This window comes from Clostridium carnis, from assembly GCF_054657435.1.
This window is the reverse complement of sequence record NZ_BAAHYS010000001.1, coordinates 799,349-819,391: the sequence shown is the minus strand read 5'-3', so window position 1 is coordinate 819,391 and position 20,043 is coordinate 799,349. Positions and strand designations below refer to the sequence as shown.

At 26.5% G+C, this 20,043-nt stretch carries 16 protein-coding genes; 12 read left to right on the top strand and 4 right to left on the bottom strand.

Features of this window, described 5'->3' with window-relative positions; translation table 11 throughout:
• Positions 1 to 49: 49 nt before the first annotated feature.
• A complete protein-coding gene (locus ACYQ1T_RS03885) occupies positions 50 to 1,138 on the top strand; it encodes an N-acetylmuramoyl-L-alanine amidase (RefSeq protein WP_459832020.1) in 1,089 nt (362 codons plus the stop codon).
• A gap of 147 nt (positions 1,139 to 1,285) precedes the next feature.
• Here ACYQ1T_RS03885 and ACYQ1T_RS03880 read toward each other — a convergent pair whose 3' ends face one another.
• Complete coding sequence (locus tag ACYQ1T_RS03880) at positions 1,286 to 2,458, bottom strand: hypothetical protein (RefSeq protein ID WP_459832018.1); 1,173 nt, start codon at positions 2,456 to 2,458, stop codon at positions 1,286 to 1,288.
• 741 nt (positions 2,459 to 3,199) lie between these two features.
• Between ACYQ1T_RS03880 and ACYQ1T_RS03875 the strand changes: the two genes are divergently transcribed.
• Together ACYQ1T_RS03875 and ACYQ1T_RS03870 are read left to right on the top strand one after the other, a co-directional pair.
• Entirely contained in the window at positions 3,200 to 4,576 is a 1,377-nt protein-coding gene (locus tag ACYQ1T_RS03875; RefSeq protein ID WP_459832015.1) for a glycoside hydrolase family 1 protein, read from the top strand.
• 31 nt (positions 4,577 to 4,607) lie between these two features.
• Complete coding sequence (locus ACYQ1T_RS03870; protein ID WP_459832012.1) at positions 4,608 to 5,492, top strand: ROK family protein; 885 nt, start codon at positions 4,608 to 4,610, stop codon at positions 5,490 to 5,492.
• Between the two features lie 182 nt (positions 5,493 to 5,674).
• On the opposite strand, the gene ACYQ1T_RS03865 is transcribed toward ACYQ1T_RS03870, so the two are convergent.
• Complete coding sequence (locus tag ACYQ1T_RS03865; RefSeq protein WP_459836446.1) at positions 5,675 to 6,229, bottom strand: Rpn family recombination-promoting nuclease/putative transposase; 555 nt, start codon at positions 6,227 to 6,229, stop codon at positions 5,675 to 5,677.
• 170 nt (positions 6,230 to 6,399) lie between these two features.
• Between ACYQ1T_RS03865 and ACYQ1T_RS03860 the strand changes: the two genes are divergently transcribed.
• From ACYQ1T_RS03860 to ACYQ1T_RS03845, 4 genes are all read left to right on the top strand, one after another.
• On the top strand, positions 6,400 to 6,726 hold the full coding sequence (locus tag ACYQ1T_RS03860) for a DUF6054 family protein (RefSeq protein ID WP_459832010.1): 327 nt from the start codon (positions 6,400 to 6,402) through the stop codon (positions 6,724 to 6,726).
• A 135-nt stretch (positions 6,727 to 6,861) separates the two neighbouring features.
• A complete protein-coding gene (lepB, locus tag ACYQ1T_RS03855) occupies positions 6,862 to 7,449 on the top strand; it encodes a signal peptidase I (RefSeq protein ID WP_459832008.1) in 588 nt (195 codons plus the stop codon).
• 34 nt (positions 7,450 to 7,483) lie between these two features.
• Positions 7,484 to 8,230, top strand: a complete 747-nt coding sequence (locus tag ACYQ1T_RS03850) for a GNAT family N-acetyltransferase (RefSeq protein ID WP_459832006.1) — start codon at positions 7,484 to 7,486, stop codon at positions 8,228 to 8,230.
• 150 nt (positions 8,231 to 8,380) lie between these two features.
• Complete coding sequence (locus tag ACYQ1T_RS03845; RefSeq protein ID WP_459832003.1) at positions 8,381 to 9,010, top strand: DUF998 domain-containing protein; 630 nt, start codon at positions 8,381 to 8,383, stop codon at positions 9,008 to 9,010.
• A 280-nt stretch (positions 9,011 to 9,290) separates the two neighbouring features.
• On the opposite strand, the gene ACYQ1T_RS03840 is transcribed toward ACYQ1T_RS03845, so the two are convergent.
• A complete protein-coding gene (locus tag ACYQ1T_RS03840; protein ID WP_459832001.1) occupies positions 9,291 to 10,571 on the bottom strand; it encodes a glycoside hydrolase family 125 protein in 1,281 nt (426 codons plus the stop codon).
• 26 nt (positions 10,572 to 10,597) lie between these two features.
• Entirely contained in the window at positions 10,598 to 11,326 is a 729-nt protein-coding gene (locus ACYQ1T_RS03835) for a YesL family protein (protein WP_459831999.1), read from the bottom strand.
• A 206-nt stretch (positions 11,327 to 11,532) separates the two neighbouring features.
• Between ACYQ1T_RS03835 and ACYQ1T_RS03830 the strand changes: the two genes are divergently transcribed.
• The 5 genes from ACYQ1T_RS03830 (at position 11,533) to ACYQ1T_RS03810 (ending at position 20,033) form a co-directional block, all read left to right on the top strand.
• Positions 11,533 to 13,287 (top strand): sensor histidine kinase, encoded by a 1,755-nt coding sequence (locus tag ACYQ1T_RS03830; RefSeq protein WP_459831997.1) that lies wholly within the window; start codon positions 11,533 to 11,535, stop codon positions 13,285 to 13,287.
• Positions 13,288 to 14,805, top strand: a complete 1,518-nt coding sequence (locus tag ACYQ1T_RS03825; RefSeq protein ID WP_459831995.1) for a response regulator transcription factor — start codon at positions 13,288 to 13,290, stop codon at positions 14,803 to 14,805.
• 265 nt (positions 14,806 to 15,070) lie between these two features.
• Positions 15,071 to 17,851, top strand: coding sequence for an endo-beta-N-acetylglucosaminidase (locus ACYQ1T_RS03820; protein WP_459831993.1), 2,781 nt, complete (start codon positions 15,071 to 15,073; stop codon positions 17,849 to 17,851).
• Positions 17,852 to 18,054: 203 nt separating this feature from the next.
• The gene (locus ACYQ1T_RS03815) at positions 18,055 to 19,041 is read left to right on the top strand and encodes an ABC transporter permease (protein WP_459831990.1); all 987 of its coding nucleotides are present in this window, start codon (positions 18,055 to 18,057) and stop codon (positions 19,039 to 19,041) included.
• Positions 19,042 to 19,085: 44 nt separating this feature from the next.
• Complete coding sequence (locus tag ACYQ1T_RS03810) at positions 19,086 to 20,033, top strand: carbohydrate ABC transporter permease (RefSeq protein WP_459836444.1); 948 nt, start codon at positions 19,086 to 19,088, stop codon at positions 20,031 to 20,033.
• Positions 20,034 to 20,043 lie beyond the last annotated feature (10 nt).

Here is a 20,043-nt window from a genome sequence, read left to right as displayed (position 1 = left end):
GATAACCAAAATATTTAAAATTGCATATTTTAAATATAGAGGTGATAACATGAAAATTGCATTAGATTATGGTCACACTTTAAGTGGAGCTGATACTGGAGCAAGTGGTAATGGATATAGAGAGGAAAAATGTACTAGGGAAATAGGCGTAATTGTAAAAAGAGAATTAGAAGCATTGGGGAATACTGTAATAGTAGTTTCACCAGATTATGCAAATAGCATTTCAGAAAGTTTAAAAACTAGAGTAGAGAAAATAAATGCATCAGGAGCAAGTTTGTCAGTTTCTATTCATTTAAATTCAGGTGGGGGGAAAGGAACTGAAATATATACAAAAAAGGGAATAGCATTTAAAGAAGCTGTAAATGTATTAAATCAGATTGTTGCTTTAGGATATTTAGATAGAGGAATAAAGGATGGATCTGATTTAGCTCTAGTAGGTGGAGTTAATATGCAAGCTATGCTAATAGAATGTTTTTTTATAGACACATCAGATATGAGTATGTATAATCCAGAAAATGTAGCAATAGCTATTGTTAGGGGGTTAGTAGGAGATAGTGTAATAACTAAGCCAAATAATCCTACAATTACGATACCACCAGTAAATCAACCAACAATAACTCAAAGCTATTATTTAAACTTAAGTGCAAATGTAAGTAGTTGGAGAGTATATTCAACAAATGAGATACCAGTTGTTGGAAATGAGGTGGGATATTTAAATCCAGCACAATATGGAGGTCTATCATATAAAATTTTAGCTAATCCACAAAGTGATGTATTTACTATAAATACTTCTACATTTGGAGTAGTTAATATTTATACTCCACCAGGAGATCCAGATTGGACAATAAGTACAGCTCCTGAAAATGTAAGTTCAATAAGACCTAACACTAGTAAAAAACGATATTTAAATCTTAGCCCTAATGTAGCTACATGGAGGGTTTATAGAACTAATGTAGCACCAGTAATAGGAAACGAAGTTGGGTATTTAGCACCAGCACAATATGGAGGGCTATCCTATGAGATTTTAGGTAATCCTCAAGTTAATGTCTATACTATAAAGACTGGAGCTTTTGGAGAAGTTAATATTTATGCTCCAAGAGATAATGATAGTAGCATAACTAGTAGTCCGATGTATTAAAAATACTAATGTAATAATATATTAAAAATGGTCTAGTATCAAAATAAGTTTGATACTAGGAAAAAAGATAGGATTCACAATTAAATTAATGTGAATCCTATTTTTTTTAGTATAATAAATTTAAGTATTAACTAAAAAGTATTTAGTTTACTCTGGTGTTACTAATGAAAATTGGTTTAAATATATATCAAATTGATTATTTATATTTTCTAAAAGATTTAATATTTCCTTATCATTTAAATCATCAGTTATTTTATTGTTATCAATACTAAAATTTGAATTTTCGGAATTTAAAAATTCTTCGAATTCATTTAATAATGAAATTAAATCTTTATCATTATAATCATAAGAGTTATTTAAAGAAGCATTAATAGTATTAGTTGAAGCGTTTGTGTTAATTTCCTCTTTAATAACTTCTTTAGATGTATCATTTTCTTTAACATAAAATTTATCTACAATTAAATCTCTATATTCATCAGATTTTATATCTTTATATTGACTTTTAACTTCGTATTCAAAATTTTCATTTAATTCAAATTCAGATAATAATTGATAGTCTTCATTTATATTAGTTTGAGATATATTTCTAGAAAAAGCTAGTCTTCTTGATTCTATAATATATTTTCCTAATCCAAATTTTTTATCTAATTCAATTTGTGCATATTTTTGTAGTTCTTTTGATGATATCTTATATCCAGCATTTAATTTCCCTAACTCTATTTCAGGAAATAAACTTAATTGTTTTATTCCAGTCTCACTAGATTTAAGAAAAAATTCTGGAGTATATATTACATCTATAGTATTAATCATTTCTTTTGGTTTTTCTACTTTTGGTAATTTTTCTAGTAAGACTTCTCCAACTATTGAATATTTAGGTTGTTTTATATCTTTTGACACTATAGGAAATATAATATCATTACCATTTATAACTTCAATAGAAGTTTGGGAGTATCCTTCTATAAGATATGTATTATCAACAAATCCTTTAACTTTATAAATATCACTACCAGCAGTAGAATCTACTTGAGATTGTATTAAATCTATAATTCTTTTATAACTTATAGTTTGGCCTGGGATAACACCTAATTCACAATATGGTATTCTAAGAGCTATTTCTCTAGTTAATTCATCTATACCATCAACATTTACAATTAAATATGGATCTGTTCTTTCTACATAAGTATTATGACGTCCACCTAATAAATTAGTAGATTCCATATCATAATTATGTTTCCCATAAGCAAAGGTAGTAGATGTGCTAGCTAATATTATTGAACTTGTGATTGTAAGTATAGCTATACTTTTTGATAATTTAATCATATTTTTTCCCTCCTAATATATATTATTGTTTTGTTAATTTATATGAACATTAATTTTCTCAATACTAGGATATATAATAGTTTTTTAAAAAAAATAAGTATCTTCCTAGAAAAGTTGAGAATAACAATGAAGAAAACATTAATAAAGATTATATAATTTTCAAGAGGCAAATAATTCTACGAAAGATTAATTTATTTTTTATAATAAATTAATAGTATATATAATATATCGTACAATTTTAAAGTAGCTTTAATAAAAATTTAAATTAAATTAAATTATAAATTAAAGTTGTATATTGATAGTTATTAAATATATAAATAAAATTTTGTAATTTAGTATTCATCATCTAGAGAAAGCTTCTTTTTATAATTTAGTAAAATTGTATATTTGATTTTTAGCTAGTAGCATTTATTACAGAACAAGCTATAATTGAGAAATAAAATGGTGTATATGTAATTTATACTAGTTATGTATTATCTTATGTAATAAGTTATATAAGTAAAAAATATAATTTGAAAGTAACGCAGATAAACTTGGGAGAAAGAAATATTTTAGAAAGATTATGAAAGGATAGGTATTAGAGGAGTAGTATCTAAAAAATTATAAAAATAGAACACTAAAAGTAGAAAATGAATTATATAAAGTATAATTTAATAATGTTAAAATAAAAATATTAAGAATAAAAGTAATCGTTTAAAATAAGTATTTATTAAATGTACTTTAGGAATAGGAGTGAATGCTATGATTAAATTTCCAAAGGAATTTTATTTTGGTAGTGCTGCTTCAGCTACTCAAACAGAGGGAGCAAACTATGAAGATGGTAAAGGGAAAAATATATGGGATTATTGGTATGAAACAGAAAACTTTAGGTTTCATAATAATATAGGTCCTAATAATGCATCAACTTTTTATAAAAATTATAAAAATGATATAGGTCTTTTAAAGGAAACAGGACATAATTCATTTAGATTATCTATAAGTTGGTCAAGAATGTTTCCTAAAGGCTTTGGAGAAGTTAATGAGAAGGCAGTAGAATTTTATAATAATGTAATTAATGAAATGATAAAAAATGGAGTAGAGCCATTTGTTAATTTATTTCATTTTGATATGCCAATGGAACTTCAAAATATTGGAGGATGGGAAAATAGAGATGTAGTTTCTTATTATGGTGAATTTGCAAAGACTTGCTTTGAGATATTTGGGGATAGAGTAAAGCATTGGTTTACATTTAATGAACCAATGGTACATGTTGAATGTGGATATTATTTAGGATATCACTATCCATATAAAGTAGATCCAAAAGCTGCTGTACAAGTAGCTTATCATACTGCACTTGCAAGTGCTCTAGCAATAAAAAGCTATAAGGAGTTAGGACAAGATGGGAAAATAGGAATGATTATAAATCTTTCTCCTTGTTATCCAAGAAGTGAATATAAAAGTGATTTAAAAGCAGCCTATATAGCAGATTTATTCTGTAATAAAAGTTTCTTAGATCCAGCGATAAAGGGTGAATTTACTAAGGATTTAGTTGATATAATTAAGAAACATGATTTAATGCCTATAGCATCAAAGGAAGATTTGAAAATAATAAAGGAAAATACAATAAACTTTCTAGGCGTAAACTATTACCAGCCAAGAAGAGTTTGTGCAAAAGAGCATATGCCAAATCCAGATGCACCATTTATGCCAGAATATTATTATGATCATTACATTATGCCAGGAAGAAAGATAAATCCACATAGAGGGTGGGAAATATATGAAAAGGGTATATATGATATTGCTATAAATATTAGAGATAATTATGACAATATAGAATGGATGATTACTGAAAATGGAATGGGTGTGGAAGGTGAAGAAAAATTCTTAGTTAATGGTGTTATCCAAGATGATTATAGAATAAACTTCTACAAGGATCATTTGACATGGTTACACAAGGCTATAGAAGAAGGGGCAAATTGTGTCGGTTATCATGTTTGGACATTTATAGATAATTGGTCATGGCTAAATTCTTATAAAAATAGATATGGATTAGTTTCATTAAACTTAGAAACTCAAGAAAGAACTATAAAGAAAAGTGGTAGATGGTTTAAAAATTTAACTGAAAATAATGGGTTTTAAAAGGAATTTTATAATTTAGGGAGGGTTTAATATGTATGCATGCTTAGATATTGGTGGAACTTCAATTAAGGTTGCAGTAAGTGATGAAAGTGGAAATTTAACTTTAAAAGATACTCTTTATGTATCTCATAACTTAGAGGAATTTATAGAAGCAATTGTAGAGTGGATTAATAAAGTAAAAACATTACATTGTATTAAAGGTGTTGCAATAAGTGCACCAGGAGCAGTAAATACAAAGACTGGAATTATTGGAGGAGGCAGTGCAGTACCATGCATACATGGACCTAATTGGAAGGAAATATTAAAACAAAAAGTAGGTTTACCTATAAGCATAGAAAATGATGCAAATTGTGCAGCTTTAGCAGAGGTTTTTTCAGGAGACTTAAAAAATATTAAAGATATGCTATTTGTAGTATGTGGAACAGGAATTGGTGGAGCAATAGTTAAAAATGGAAAGATTCATCACGGAAAGCATCTTCACGGTGGAGAATTTGGTTATATGATAATGGAAGAAATTGATGGAGAGTATAAAAACTTTAGTGATGTTGCATCAACTATGTCCTTTGTAAGAAAAGTAAGAAAGCATTATAATGATGAGTCATGGAATGGAGAAAAAGTATTTAAAGCAGCTGAAAATGGAGATGAATTTTGCATAAAAGCTATAGATACATTTTATATGAATTTAGCTAAAGGAATATATAATCTTCAATATATTTATGATCCAGAAATAATATTATTAGGTGGAGCAATAAGCAATAGAGAAGACTTTATAAAAAGAATAAATGAAAAAATAGACTATTTATTAAGTAAAATAAGCATTGCTAAAATAAAGCCTATAGTAAATACTTGTACACATAAAAAAGATGCAAATCTTATAGGTGCATTAGCACATCACTTAAATGAATATTTTTATTAAATAGTCTACGGTTGTTTATTCACTTTTTTAATTTTCCTCTATAACATTTTCTACGTAAAAATAGTGGATATGTAAAAATAATTATCATAATAATAACATAATTTACAATTAAATATAATAATTAAAATAAGTGCCAGTAGAGAGAGTTGACTTATACAAAATCTATCTACTGGCAGTATTTATTAATTATTATTTTCTTCTAAAACTTCTATCGAAAGTTTTTTTACTATTTCAGAACTTAATCCTATAGCTTTAACAACTAGATTATAGTCTACACCTAATCGTAAAAGATTTTTTGCATCTTCTATTTTAGTCTTTTCAATACCTTGTTCGATACCTTGTTCGATACCTTTTTCGTAGCCCTCTTCCATAGCCTCTTCTATTCTAGTAGCTTCATCATGAAGTGCCATTTCACGTGAAAGGTATTCTGCTCTTGATTTTTTATCTTGACTCATAGTTGTTAAAACATGCACAGCTTTATCGATGTTAGGATTTACTTTTGCCATACTTTCTAAAACATCCTTTGAATCTGCTTTTATAAAGTTTATCCATTGGGATAAATCATCATTTTCATTATAGCCTTTTAATTTTTTCATTTCTAGAAAATGTATTTCTAACAAATCAGTTAATATGTAATTTTCTTCTTCTTCTTTTATTTTAAATATACTATGATATTTTTTTGTATCTAGTGTATCAAAGTCTAATATATTTATACATACTGTCTTTTTTAGTTTAATTATTTACATTGTTTATTGTAATTATATCATTAATTTAAATTAAAATCTAATTAGGAACTTAAGTTATAGTTTTATTATTTAAATATTAAGAATATTAAGATGAGAAGTTTTAATCTATGATTTATTTAGTTATAATTAATATATATGAAGGTAACAAAAAGGAGGATTTTATGGCAAAGGGTATTTTCAAAGTTAGTATTTCACCACAAGAAGTTGAAAACTTAATAGAAAAAAAGTTAAAGTACGAGTTTATTGACTCATCAAGATACTGTATTGGGGATAATAAATATATTTTAACTTTAATTTACGAAAAGTACTTTTTTAGAAACAACAGTAAAGCTGCAATTATAATTATAATTGATAATATGGATGGATATACGAAAGTGAAAAGTGTTGGAGCAGCTGCAGGAGCAGGTGCATTAAATATTAATTGGGGAGCAGAAAATGAACTTGTTGAGGATGTTGAAAAAATATTATCAGAATATCAGATAAGGTAACATAGCGTGTAGAGCAAAAGATATTTAAAAGTTCATATTTGCAAAGTAGATTTATTAAATTATGAAGTAATATAAAGGAATAAAGGTGACATACTTTATGAGAAAAGAGAAAATAAAAAGTATTGGAGGGATAAAATGAATTTAAATAAAAAAGTCATAAAAGAAATTAAAAGTTTTATATTTACAATAGTATTAGCATTTTCAATAGGATTATTTATAAATACTGAGGTGTTAGCAGTTGCAAAAGTTGAACAAAGCTCTATGGAGAATACATTGTTCAATGGGAATAGATTATTAATTGATAAATTAAGTTATAATTTTTTTGAAGTTAAAAGAGGAGATATAATTATATTTTTTGAAAATGAAGAAAGAAGTAATATTATTGATAATATTAAAAATACTATAAGTTCTATATTGGGAGAAAATGATAATATTAGTTTAGTAAAAAGGGTAATTGGAGTTCCTGGAGATGAGATAAATATAAAAGATGGTTTTGTTTATTTAAATGGTGAAAAAATAGATGAAACTTATGTAAAGGGCGAGACTATTAGTAGAGACATTAGTTTTCCTATTAAGGTTTCAGAAAATAAATTATTAGTTTTAGGAGATAATAGAGGGGTAAGTAAGGACAGTAGAAATTTTGGGCTTATTGATAATAAACAGGTAGAGGGAAAAGCTATATTTAGAGTATATCCATTTAATAAGATAGAAACTATTAAATAAAGCTTACAAAATGTAATTAAGGATGGTGATAATTTTGTATACAAAAAATGAAATTTTACAAATTGCTAAAAATCAATTAGCTCTTGACTATAATTGTAGTGTGTTAGATTTTGAAAAAGAAAAAAATACAGTTGTTGAAAATAAGTTTATAGATGGAAGACGAGTTTCTAATAGTGGTGGTTGTTTTTTTAAAATACTTTGTTTTGGAAATAGGGCAATTATAAACTCTGAAGATATTATTATACCTTGGTGTAAAGATAACTTATTAAATAGAGAGGCTGCATGGCTTTTTGAGTATCCAAAATTAAGAAGAATAGATGAGAAATTACAAGAATTTGGACATGAAATAGCAGATGTACATCATTATTATTTACCTAATCCAGATATATCATCTAAAATTAAGGTTTTAAATGTAAGGTGGTATGAAAAGGAAGAAATAATTAAGTTTAAAGGTGATAATAGATTTGAAGAGGCATTTGCCTTTAATGAAGCTTCTCCAGATATTTTAGCAGTTGCAGCTTTTGATAAAAATGAGATAATGGGAATAGCAGGAGCTAGTGAAGATAGTAAAACAATGTGGCAAATAGGTATTGATGTTTTGCCTAAATATAGGGGGAAAGGTATAGGGACGAGCTTGGTGACCCTTTTGAAAAATGAAATTTTAAAACGGGGCAAGGTACCTTTTTATGGTACTGTAGAGTCCCATTTTCATTCACAGAATATTGCTTTAAACTCAGGATTTTTTCCAGCTTGGGCAGAGCTTTATTCAAAAAGAAAATAAAATTATAGAGTGAATTATAGTTTTTTGGGAAAATTAATGAAGAATATATAGATAATAAAAAAAGATATTTTATAGGCGATAAGATAAAAAAATACAATTATATAGAAAATAAACTGTATTTTTAGTTTATTAATTTGGCGGGGTAACGACATGAATTTTTGGAATAGTAGCTTTTCTTGGATAATATTAATAATGGTTTCAGTACTTGATTGTATAATTCCTTTTTTTATTGCACCATTTTATAAGGGATATAGTCATAAAAAAATGGTAATGAGCATTTTAGGGAGTTCATCTTCACCAGTATATACCTTTTATAATATTTGGATGATAATATCAGGAAGCATATTAATTATAGAATCTTTTAACTTATATATAAAATATAATTTAGTTTCTATAAAATTAAGTAAAGTATTATTGGTATTAATCTTAATTTATGCAATTTTTGATTGCGTTATATCTTCTATTTTTAGCATAGATAAAAATGGTAAAATAAAGTCTAATAATACTAAAATTCATAGTTTTGCTTCAGCTATTGGATTAATAGCATTTACAATTACTCCATTTATAATTTCTATTTTATCTTTTAAAGCTGGGGAAAATATTTCAGGTGTTATTTCAATTATTAGCTTTATTATTACAGTTATTGCTTCTAGTCTTTTTGCACTTTCAAAAAGTAATAAATTTAAAGATACAATAATATCATATAAGGGATTATGGCAAAGAATATCATTTATATTTATATATATACCGTATATATATGTTGCAAGTAATAGCTTATAAATTTAGCTATTATAAAATATGATTTAGATAGTAAAAGTATATTTAAAAGATATTATGTATTTAAATTTATAAAAATATTAAGTATTATATTAATATTTTTATGAGTTCTATAAATAACTCTAAAATAAATTAGTAACAAAAATAAAATGGTGCTGTGGCTATAAGAATAAATATTACAATATATTGTGTTAGTTTTGAACTTGCAAAACACTATATTGTATATAAGTATCTTAATGCTACAACACCATTTGTGGTATTTTAATAGTTTTTAATGGGCAACTTAATTTTTTAATAATGCTTCATATACAAAATGAGCAAATAGAGAGTTTGACCAAGCAAACCAATCTCTTGTAAATTCATTTGGATCATTGCAATAAAAACCTTCATGCATAAATCCAGTATCTCCATCAGTATTTATAAGAGTATCTAATAAATCATTAATTTCTTCTTTATTATTTGTAGTAAGTCCAGCCATTGAAAGAGCTATATGCCAAATATATTTATCAGGTGTATGTGGACTTCCTATACCATTAGCAGCAATTCCTTCATAGTAGAAAGGATTATTTTTGCTTAGTATAAATTTTCTAGTATTTTGATATATTTCATCATTTATATCTCTAAAGCCAATATAAGGAATTGATAGTAAGCTAGGTACGTTAGCATCATCCATAAAATTATGATTACCTAAACCATCAACTTCATAAGAATAAATTTTTCCAAATTCTTCAGTATCTATAATACCGTATTTTTCTATTCCAAGTTCTATTTCAGCTTTTAATGTAGAAGCTTTTTCCTTAAGATGAGAATCATTATATATTTCATCTGCTATTTCTTCTATATATCCAAGAACTACAGAAGCAAACATGTTTGCAGGAACTAGATACCCATATTTACATGCATCATCACTAGGTCTAAAGCCTGACCAAGTCATTCCAGTAAAAGCAACTGGATTTCCTAAACCATTATTACAAAGAGTATCTGTTTCAGAACAATTTAATCTTTGAAATGAATAATCTGACTTTTCAAAGTGATACTGTTCAGTTTTCCATAAATCTATAATAATATTTAATACCGATTTTATATCATCATTAAAGAAAGATATATCGGAAGATTCACGCCAATATTTATACATTAATCTTACAGGATAACAAAGAGAATCTATTTCATATTTTCTTTCCCAAACCCAAGGACTATCTTTAGTTATATCATTATCCCATTTTTGACCATTTGGTTCTTTATTAAATGCGTTAGCATAAGGGTCTATAAGAATACATTTAACTTGTCTGTTTATTAATCCTTTAAACATATCTTTTAAGATATCATGATTATTAACAAATGGTAAATATTGTTCTATTTGTGATGTGGAGTCTCTAAGCCACATAGCAGGTATATCACCTGTAATTACAAATGTATCATCAGTATCTATTGCAACTGTTGTATCTATAGTATTAATAAAACAGTTATAAAAAAGAGTTCTTAGCTTTTCGTTATCAATAGAAAGTGATAAGTCTTTTCCAATTTTTTTTACTATGTCTTTTAACTCTTCTAAATTGTGATTCATAAATTTCCCTCTCTTATTTAAAAATTTTATTTTTCTAAATTATTTGTATTATCATCGGTACTATCAGTAGTTACATTAGCTTTATCATTACTTGAACCTTCTAACTCGTTAAGCAATGCCTTGTTAGAAAAACTAAGTAAAAATGCTAAAATACTAGATATAAAAAGGGCAGTTGTTCCAGGAATAATTTCAAAAACTATAAGAACAAAGCCAAGAATCAATACATTACAAACTGTAAGAATTGGTCTAGTAAAAGCTAAGATAAAAGCAGCTCTAACAATATCAAGACTTTTCATAGAAAATCTACTAATTAGTAAAAATATATATGGTGTTACACAAAGTAATACAATTAATAGTATTGAAAATATACAAGTTGTTATAATACTATATTGTGATGTTGAAAAAAATTTTATATTGGAATGAAGAACAAAAATTAAAATAAGTTCTGGAATCCATAATATAAGTGATTGTTTAAAATTTATTTTAAGGCCTCTAAAAAAGTCTTTAAATATATTTAAGCTTTTATTTCTTATTAATTTACCAGTGCAATATAAAAGAGCTGTTAAGGCTGGTGCTACTGGTATTAGGCAAAGTAAAAACAATGGTAAATATGTAATAGCATTACTAATTCCAACAAATAAAATAAATGCTACAAGTGGAAAATTTAAAATCATAAAAAATAAATTTAATAAAAAGAACCAAAAAATATAGTTAAAAATATCAAAAATATTTTCTAGATTAAAAATGTCATTCATTAAAAACACACTCCTTGAAAATGTTTACTTGAATTATGCTTAAAGTATAATTGATATATATGAAAAATTCAAAGTATTAAGGGTAAATTATAAATTATTCTAGAATTAGAACATTAAATCAATAATATAAAATATATGAAAATCTTTTCATAAAATTATTATTATGGTTTAATGAAAATAAATAAAATTTAAAATGAGGTAGTAGTATGGAAATAAAAAAATCAATGCTATATAAGAGAGTTTTTCTTTTATATACTTCAGCAATAATATTTTTATTAGTAACCTTAGATATATTTTTTATACAAAAATCTATTAGAGATGTAAGAAATAATAATTTATTCATTAATGAAAAAATTGTTTATGATGTTAATAAGGCAATAGGAGATATAACTAATAACTCTAATGATGTAGTTAATAACATGTATTCAGACTATTATGTAACTGATGATATAATAAATTTTTTAAATACAGATAGAATCTCATATTTAATGGGAAAACTTGATAAATTTTCTGAAAGTAAAAGCTATTATTATAAGGGAATAGAGAATTTTACTCAAAGATGTTTTAGATTAAATGAAAACTTAAAGGAAATATCATTTATTAGTTATGGAAGAGGAGAAATAAGTACCTTTAATAGACAAAATCAAATAAATGTAGAACCTTTAAAAACAAATAGTTTAACAAAAGAATATTCAAGAACTAATTTATATTGTGAGAAAAATACAATTAATTATATAAGAGAAATAAGAGAACCTATTAACTTAAAGCCACAGGGAGCTATAATTCTTAAATATAATTTAGAGTTTTTAAACAATATAATAAATAAATATGATGATTTATTTGAAGTAATGATACTACAAGGAAATGGATATGTTGTTTATGATTCCTTAGAGAAATATGAATATGAATATTATCCATACTTTGATAACTTAATGCTTGGAATATCAGAAGTAAGTCTTCAAAAACCCTACTATATTTCAAAGCTTTCTGATAGTTCTGGTTTAATTACAGTTGGAAAAATTAAAAAAGAAGAAGCAGGAAGGTTAGCAGCTAAATTTTATGGCTCCATAATATTTGTAGATATTCTACTTTTCATAATTGTAGAATATATTTTATTTATAAAGTTTAAAAAATTAAGTGATAGAATGGATAAAATTTTAGTTGTAATGGATGAAGTTAAAGGAGGAAATGTAGAAGTTTCAATTCCTTTAGGTAATGAAAAGGATGAAATAAGTTTAATTTCAGAAAGATTTAATGATATGTGTAAACAGTTAAATGATTATATTAAAAGAAGTTATTTAGCTGAGATAAGTCAAAAGGAATCAGAGATAAATCAGAAAAAGGCAGAGCTTATTGCACTACAAAATCAAATAAATCCTCACTTTTTATATAATACATTAGAGTCTATAAGAATGAAGGCAATATGTAATGGTGATAAAGAAGTAGGAAAAATGCTTTATGTTTTGGCATTTTTATTTAGAAGTCAGTTAAAGGAAAAAAACATTATTTCTATAAAAAATGAACTTGAATACTGTAAAAAATACTTAGAAATATTTAAGTTTAGATATGATGAAAAGTTTGAGTTTGAAGTTATATGCCCAGATGAGTTATTAAATAAACAAATAATAAAGTTTACATTACAACCTCTTATTGAAAATTATTTTGTTCATGGAATTGGACTTGAAAATAAAGACAATAAGTTAATTATAGTTATAGAAAAAATAGATGAAGATATAATAATAGGTATTAAGGATAATGGAAGAGGCATAGATAAAGATAAAATAAATGAAATAAATAAAAGGCTTAAGTCAAGAGATGGTAGTGGAAAATCTATAGGTATATTAAATGCACATGAAAGAATAGTTATAACATATGGAGAGAATTACGGCATTAAAATAGAAGAAGAGGTAGTTAACGGAACTATAATTAAAGTTAAGCTGCCGTGTAAAGAGGTGGAATAAATGAAAAAGGTTATGTTAGTTGATGATGAAAAATTAATATTACAAGGATTATCAAATATTATTGAATGGGAAGAGTTAGGGTTTAATATAGTTCATATGGCAGAAGATGGAGTTGAAGCTTTAGAATTATTTAAAAAAGAACCTGTAGATGTTATAGTAACTGATATAAATATGCCAAGACTAACAGGCTTAGAGCTTTTAAAATCAATAAAAGATGAAAATAAGGATGTAAAGTTTATTATTTTAAGTGGATATGATGAATTTTCATATGCTAAAAAGGCTATAAAACTAGGGGTAGAAAATTATATTTTAAAGCCAATTAATGAAGAGGAACTAGAAGAAGCATTAATAAAAGTTAGAAATGATATAGATGAAGAGAGAAAAAATGAGAGTAAATTATTAGATAGAAATAGAAGTTTAATTAGCTTTTTAGAAGCTAAAACAATAGATTATGAGAATAAATATATACAAAGTATAACTAAGTCCAATTCAGAAGATATGTACTATACAGTAAGTGTCATAGTTCCAAGTAATAAAGAAATTAAAATAGATAAAAATATAAATAAAATATTAAATATAGATTTAAATATAAAATATGAATGTGTTTATAAACTTGATGGAAGCTTAGTAGTTATAAATGCATTTAAAAATACTTACTCAAGAGATGAAGTGCTAAGTTATTTTAAAAAAGTAAAGGAATTATTAGCAAAGGAACATGAAAAGGAAATATTTATTGGCATTGGAGATTCAGTAAAAAGTATAGATGAATTAAACCTAAGCTATAAATCAGCAGTTAAATTAAAAAAATATATTTTAACAGATGGGTATAATGTATGTTTATGTAGTGAAAAAATTAGCTCAATAAAAGAAAATAATAGAAACTTCGCTAAAGAAATAGAAAATATAAATAGTTTAATTATAGAAAAAAATAAAGAAGAAATAAAAAAATATATAAGCGAAATATTTGATGACTATGATTTAACACCTAAAAATATATATGATTTATCAATAAAAATAATAATTCTTATTAATAAAATATCAGAAGAGTTTAAAATTGATAAAAAATATAGCAATTATGGTTTAAGCGATACAATAGTAGAGCTTTGTAATGAAAGTAAAAGAGATAATGTAAAATCATTTATAATAAGTGAATTAGAAGAACTAATAAGCCTTATGAATGCAGGAGTAATAAAATATAGCCCTGTAGTATCTCAAATAATTAATTGTATAAATGAAAGATACTATGAAGAGCTTAGTCTTAAAACACTTGCTCAGCAATATAATATTAATAGTTCATATTTAGGACAAATCTTTACAAAAGAAGTTGGATATTCATTTTCAGATTATTTAAATAGAGTAAAAAATAAAAAGGCAAAGGATTTAATTCTAAATACGAATAAAAGAATAAATGATATTGCTAAAGAAGTTGGATATATAGATACAAGTTATTTTTACAGAAAGTTTAAAAAATACTATGGTGTATGTCCATCAACTCTTAGAGAAATGAAAAATTATTAGGATGCAAGAAGCATCCTTTTTTAATGTATAGGAAATTATATTTACAGACTAATTGTGGAGAAATACAACATTTTAAGAAATATAAGGTATTTAGCCTAAAGAAATAAATATACTGAATAGTCATAATAAAAAATAAATTGTACAAAATAACTATAAATATATAAATTTTTCAGTATTTATATATTTAGTCCACTTACAAGAAAAATTATCGTATGCTAATATTTCTTATGAAAAGGTTTAAATTAAAATTCTGAGGAGGGTAAATATGAATTTAACAACGAAGAAGAAATTAGCAGTTACCTCAGCTTTATTATGTACTATGAGTATGGGATTAATTTCATGTACAGGAAATGGAGCTACTACAAAGGCTAACTACAGGGTTACAGAAGAGGGAGTAAACGTAGACATGCTAAATGCTCCTATATCATCATTTTGGTTTCCAGAAGATCTTTTAGAATGGAACCCAAATGAAGATAAAGATTTTAACTACAATAAAAGTGTTATTCCACTAGCAAAGAGAGTAGATAAAGAAAATTTATCACCTGTTAATGAAACACAAAATAAAGATACTAATGTTGTAGCAATTTCAATTATGAATGCTAGTACTAGTGGAAATCCATCACAAGGATCAAATAAATTTGCAGCAAACACATTTTCATATTGGCAATACATAGATAAGCTTGTTTATTGGGGCGGATCATCAGGGGAAGGTATTATAGTTCCACCAAGTCCAGATGTTACAGATTCTGCTCATAAAAATGGAGTTAAGGTATTAGGTACAGTATTCTTCCCAATGACAGAACATGGTGGAAAAATAGAATGGCTTAATAAATTCTTAGAAAAAGATAGTAATGGAAACTTCCCTATGGTTGATAAGCTAATAGAAGTATGTAAAACTTATAATTTTGATGGTTGGTTTATAAATCAAGAAACAGAACCAACAGAAAAGGCTCCTGTAACAAAGGAACACGCTGCACTTATGCAAGAATTTATAAAAGAGTTTAAGAAAAAATCTGAAAATACATTAGAAATAATGTGGTATGACTCAATGACAAAAGATGGAGCAATGGATTGGCAAAATGCTCTTACAGATAAAAATGATTACTTCTTAATTGATGGAGATAAAGAAAGCGTTGCTGATAGCATGTTCTTAAACTTCTGGTGGACTTATAAAAAGTATGCAGAACAAGAATTACTTAAAAAATCTAAGCAAAAAGCAGAAGAAGTAGGAGTAAACCCATATGACCTTTATGCTGGTATAGATGTTCAAGCAAACGGAACTGGAACTAAGGTTAACTGGGGATTATTTGAAGATTCTGAAGGTAAACCATATACTTCATTAGGTCTTTACTGCCCAAGCTGGACTTTCTTCTCTTCTCAAACAATAGAAGAATATGAAGATAAAGAAAGTAGATTATGGGTTAATGAGTTTGGAGATCCTACTATGGAAACTCAAGCAAAAGATAAGGAATGGAGAGGAGTTTCAAAATATGCTATTGAAAAAACAGTAGTAAACTCACTACCATTTACAACTAACTTTAATATTGGTAATGGATATAATTTCTTTATAAATGGAGAAGTAGTATCTAAATTAGATTGGAATAATAGAAGTCTTGCAGATGTAATGCCAACTTATAGATGGATAATAGAAAATGAAGGAAATAATAAGTTAAAAGCTAGAATGGACTTCTCAAATGCTTTCTATGGAGGAAACTCTATTAAGTTCTCAGGAAACTTAGAAGCTAATAAATCATCAGTTATAAAGCTTTTCAGTGCTGATATGCAACTAGAAAAGGGAACAAAGTTTACAACAACAGCTAAAGCAGAATCACCTATAAACCTTGATTTAGTTTTAGAATTCCAAGATGGAGAAACTGAAACAATAAAAGCAAGTGAAGTTATTGGAAAAGAATGGACAACAGTAAGCTATGATTTGAAAAATGCTTATGGTAAGTCAATAAAGACAATATCTTATAAAGTTACAAGTGATGAAAGCAAACAAAACATGGCAATTAACCTAGGTAACATAACAATAAATAATGGTAAAAATGAATCAGCTGTAAATGTGAAAAATCTTAAAGTTGAAGATACTATCTTTGTAGAAGATGATATGTTCACTGGTGTAAGACTTAGCTGGGATGGAAAAGATAACGAAAAAGTAAGACAATATGAAGTTTATAGAGTGAATGAAGATAAAACTAAATCATTCTTAGGAGCTACACCAAATAATAGCTTCTATGTAAGTTCTCTTAAGAGAGAAGATAATTCAAATAAAACAACTTTTGAAGTAGTTGCAGTAAATGAAAGTAACGTTAGAGGAAAATCAGCTACAGCAAAAATTGAATGGCCAGATAATAGTAAACCAAAAGCAAACTTTAAAGTATCAAAAACATTAGTTGCACCTGGTGAAGAAATAACTTTTGAAAGTACTAGCAACTTAGTAACAGAAAATGTTGAATGGAAATTTGAAGGTGCAGACACAGAAACTAGCACAGAAAAAAATCCAGTTGTTAAATACTCAAAAGAAGGTGTTTATTCAGTAACTTTAACAGCTAAAAATAAAAAAGGTAAAGACGTTAAGGTTTCTGAAGAACTTATAACTGTAACTGATAAAGCTAAGAGTGGACTTAAAAATCTTGCATTAAATAAAAAAGCAGAAGCTTCAAGCTTTGTTAATAATAATGAAGCACCACAATTCTCTGTAGATGATAAATTAGATACTAAGTGGTGTGCTGTAGGATCAGATATTCATAATATAACTATAGATCTTGGAGAAGTAAAAACTATTAGTGAACTTCATATAGCTCATGCAGAAGCTGGTGGAGAAAATCCTAATATGAATACTTCAGAATATAAACTAGAAGTAAGTACAGACGGAGTAGAATTTACACCAGTTGTTGAAGTTATAAAGAACTCAGCTGGAAAGACTGTAGATGCATTTAAAGCAACTGAAGCTAGATATGTAAAGCTAAGTGTATTAAAAGCAACTCAAGGTTCAGATTCCGCAGCAAGAATATATGAAATAGGAATTTATGGATTAGAATAATAAAAATATACTAATGTAATAATTTAGTATAACTGAAAGGAGTAGTTATATTTTGTAGATCTAATATCTTATAAAAGATATTTGTATTTACTAAAATTATAGCTACTCTTTTAAAAATTTTTTAACAAAATATAAAATGAAATAATATATAAAATTTATACATTAAATCTAAAGTTATTCAACTATAAATTGTACATATATATATGATATATTTTAGACATGTAGAGAAACGTTTACAAAAGGAAGGAGAGTATAAGATGGAAAAAAAGTCACGATTCAAAAGATTTAGAGAAAATAAAGAGCTTATGCTTTTAACCATTCCAGGTGCAGTATGGTTTTTAATATTTGCTTACCTGCCAATGTTTGGAGTTATAATAGCCTTTAAGGATTGGAGGATACATGGGGGGTTCTTAGAGAGCTTAATTAAAAGTGAATGGGTAGGTTTTGATAACTTTGCGTTCTTATTCCAAAGTAGCGATGCCTGGTTAATAACTAGAAATACAGTTCTTTATAACTTAGTATTTATTGTTCTTGGAATAGTGCTACCAGTAACATTAGCAATACTACTAAAGGAACTTTTAAATAAGAGGTTATCTAAATTTTATCAAAGTGCAATGTTTTTACCATACTTCCTATCTTGGGTTGTAGTTAGTTATTGTTTATTTGCATTTTTAAGTCCATCAAAAGGATTGTTAAATGGAATACTAACATCATTTGGAATGGATAGTGTGTCATGGTACACAGAACCTAAATATTGGCCATTTATAATAATCTTTATGAGTCAATGGAAGGGTATAGGATATGGAACAGTTGTTTATCTAGCATCAATATGTGGTATAGATAAGAGCTACTATGAAGCAGCTATGATTGATGGAGCAAATAAATGGCAACAAGTAAAATATATAACAATTCCATTATTAAAACCAATTTTAATAATAATGTTTATAACAGCTATTGGAGGAATGTTTAGAGCAGACTTTGGATTATTCTATCAACTACCTAAAAACTCAGGTGCTTTATATCCAGTAACAAACGTTATAGATACTTATGTATATAGAGGTCTTATGAATTTAGGTAATATAGGAATGAGTTCAGCTGCTGGATTATATCAATCATTTGTAGGATTAGTATTAATACTAGTTACAAATGGAATAGTTAGAAAAGTAGATAAAGAAAATGCATTCTTCTAAAATGAAAGGTGGTGCAAAGGATGTTAAATATAGAAAATAGAAAAATGAAATTTAATACTAAAAGAAACAAAAAAGAAAAAGAAGTAGAAGAGGTTGATAGATTTAATTCTATATCTAAAAAAACAAACTTTGGGTTAAATATATTATTTGGAGCATTAGCAGCTATGTGTATAATCCCATTTATATTTGTTCTAATAATATCATTAACAAGTGAGCAAGCTCTTCAAGCTAATGGATATAGATTTATTCCAGATGAATGGAGTTTAGCAGCGTATAAGCATATATTCTCATCAGGAAGCCAAATTCTTAGAGCTTATGGAATAACAATAACAGTAACAATAACAGGAACATTACTAGGACTTACAATAATGTCTATGTATGCATATGCCTTATCAAGAAAAAGCTTTGCTTATAGAAAGTTTTTTACAAAGCTAATATTTATACCAATGTTATTTTCAGGTGGTATGGTTGCATCATATTTAGTAGTAACAAAGTTCTTAGGACTAAAAAACAACATTTTGGCATTAATACTTCCATTATGTGTTAGTTCCTTTAGCATAATAATATTAAGGACATTCTTTAAAACAACAGTACCTGATGCTGTAATAGAATCAGCAAAAATAGATGGTGCATCAGAATGGACTTTATTCCTAAAAATAGTTTTACCTATATCAGTTCCAGGTCTTGCAACAATAGGACTATTCTTAACACTTGGATATTGGAATGACTGGTTTAATGCCATGTTATATATAGATAAAAACAATTTAATTCCACTACAATACCTACTAATAAGATTAGAAACATCTATGGAGTTCCTTGCAAATAATGCAACTATGATGGGAGCAAATGCCATAGAAGCAGCAGCAAATATGCCAAAAGATACAGCTAAAATGGCTATAGTTGTAATAACAACACTTCCTATAATATTTGCTTATCCATTCTTCCAAAGATACTTTGTAAATGGATTAACTATAGGAGCTGTTAAAGAATAAAGATCTAGTC